We start from the raw sequence: 1,465 nt of genomic DNA, 5'->3' as shown, positions 1-1,465 counted from the left end.
GAGCTTGTCAACTTTTCCGTGTAAGTCGATCAGGTATTCGATTTATAGGTGATGGTTGATACGGTCTGGATACGCGAGTGAGAGTTGCTCAAGGGCACGTTTCCAGTTAGTGGTGACCGCGCCTTCGACCAGTCGTCCGGAGGCTCGGCGTTTGGCGGCGGGCAGGCCGCGTTCCTTGGCGCGGTCGCGGGCGCGTTTGTCTTCGATGTTGCAGATCGCCATCCACAGCAGCTTCATCGCGGCTTGATCGTTCGGGAAGTGCCCACGGTTCTTGGTGACCTTGCGCAGTTGGTAGTTCAACGATTCGATGCTGTTGGTGGTGTAGATGACCCGCCGCAGTTCCGGCGGGAACGCCAGGAACGGAATGAACCGCTCCCACGCATCCCGGAACGTCTTGACCGCCGACGGGTACTTGCGACCGAGGTCGGAGTCGGCGAACGCCTCCAACGCATCGGCAGCGGCCTGTTCGGTCGAGGCCTGATAGATCGGCCGGAGCAGCCCGGCGACGGCTTTGCGGTCGCCGTAACCGACGAACCGCATCGACGCCCGGATCAGGTGCACCACACACGTCTGAACGGTCGCCTCCGGCCAGGTCGCCTCTACGGCCTCGGCGAAACCGGTCAGCCCGTCGCAGCACACGATCAGGACGTCGGTGACCCCGCGATTGCGTAGCTCGGCGCATACGGCGGCCCAGAACTTGGCGCCCTCGGTCTGCTGAATCCAGATCCCCAGGACGTGCTTGACGCCCTCCATATCGACACCGACCGCAATGTGGGCGGCTTTGTTGCGCACGTGCCCGCCATCGCGGATCTTGACGATGATCGCATCGAGGTAGATCACCGGATACAGCGCCTCGAGGTCGCGGGTCTGCCATTTGGCGACCTCGTCGGCGACCTCCTCGGTGATCTTCGAGATCGTCTCGTGCGACAGGTCGGTGCCGATCGTCGACGCGAGATGATGCTGGATGTCGCGGATCGTCATGCCGCCGGCGTAGAGCGAGACGATCATCGCATCCAGGCCGTCGAGGCGGCGTTGGCCTTTGCGGACCAGCATCGGCGTGAAGCTGCCGTCCCGGTCCCGCGGCACCGACAACGCCACATCGCCGATCTCGGTCGCCACGGTCTTGGCGGCGTATCCGTTGCGGGAGTTCGGAAACGACGCCGCATCCGGGTCTCCGGCCTCGTACCCGAGGTGCTCGGTCAGCTCGGCATTCAGGCCTCGTTCGAGGGTCGCTTTGAGAAGCGAGTTCAGCAGGCCGTCCTGCCCGCCGACCGGCTCGCCGGCATCGATGCGGGCGAAAACGTCGTCGAGTGCCCCTGAGGCGATCAGTTCGTTGGCCATCTCGGTCTGTCGCCGGCGTTGCTCTGCACGCGAATCATCCACGCTCACATCATGATTGACAGTCACTACAGCGGGTCCCTTCAGGGTTGAACCTCACCGCTTACACAGACCATCTGACACGCCC

The 1,465-nt window shown here is 63.5% G+C and carries 1 protein-coding gene; it reads right to left on the bottom strand.

Annotated features, from left to right (window positions below; translation table 11 throughout):
• Nucleotides 1-42 precede the first annotated feature (42 nt).
• The gene (locus tag Y710_RS18295; protein ID WP_156479494.1) at nucleotides 43-1,341 is read right to left on the bottom strand and encodes an IS256 family transposase; all 1,299 of its coding nucleotides are present in this window, start codon (nucleotides 1,339-1,341) and stop codon (nucleotides 43-45) included.
• Nucleotides 1,342-1,465: the final 124 nt, after the last annotated feature.

Source organism: Gordonia sp. QH-12, from assembly GCF_001578675.1.
Lineage (GTDB): Bacteria > Actinomycetota > Actinomycetes > Mycobacteriales > Mycobacteriaceae > Gordonia > Gordonia sihwensis.
The sequence above is the reverse complement of the archived record's forward strand: the minus strand, read 5'-3'. Positions and strand labels throughout refer to the sequence as shown.

Bases quoted from the DNA above. Each gene is read 5' to 3' on its own strand.
- Y710_RS18295 (WP_156479494.1), bottom strand. From the start codon at position 1,341: ATGGCCAACGAACTGATCGCCTCAGGGGCACTCGACGACGTTTTCGCC.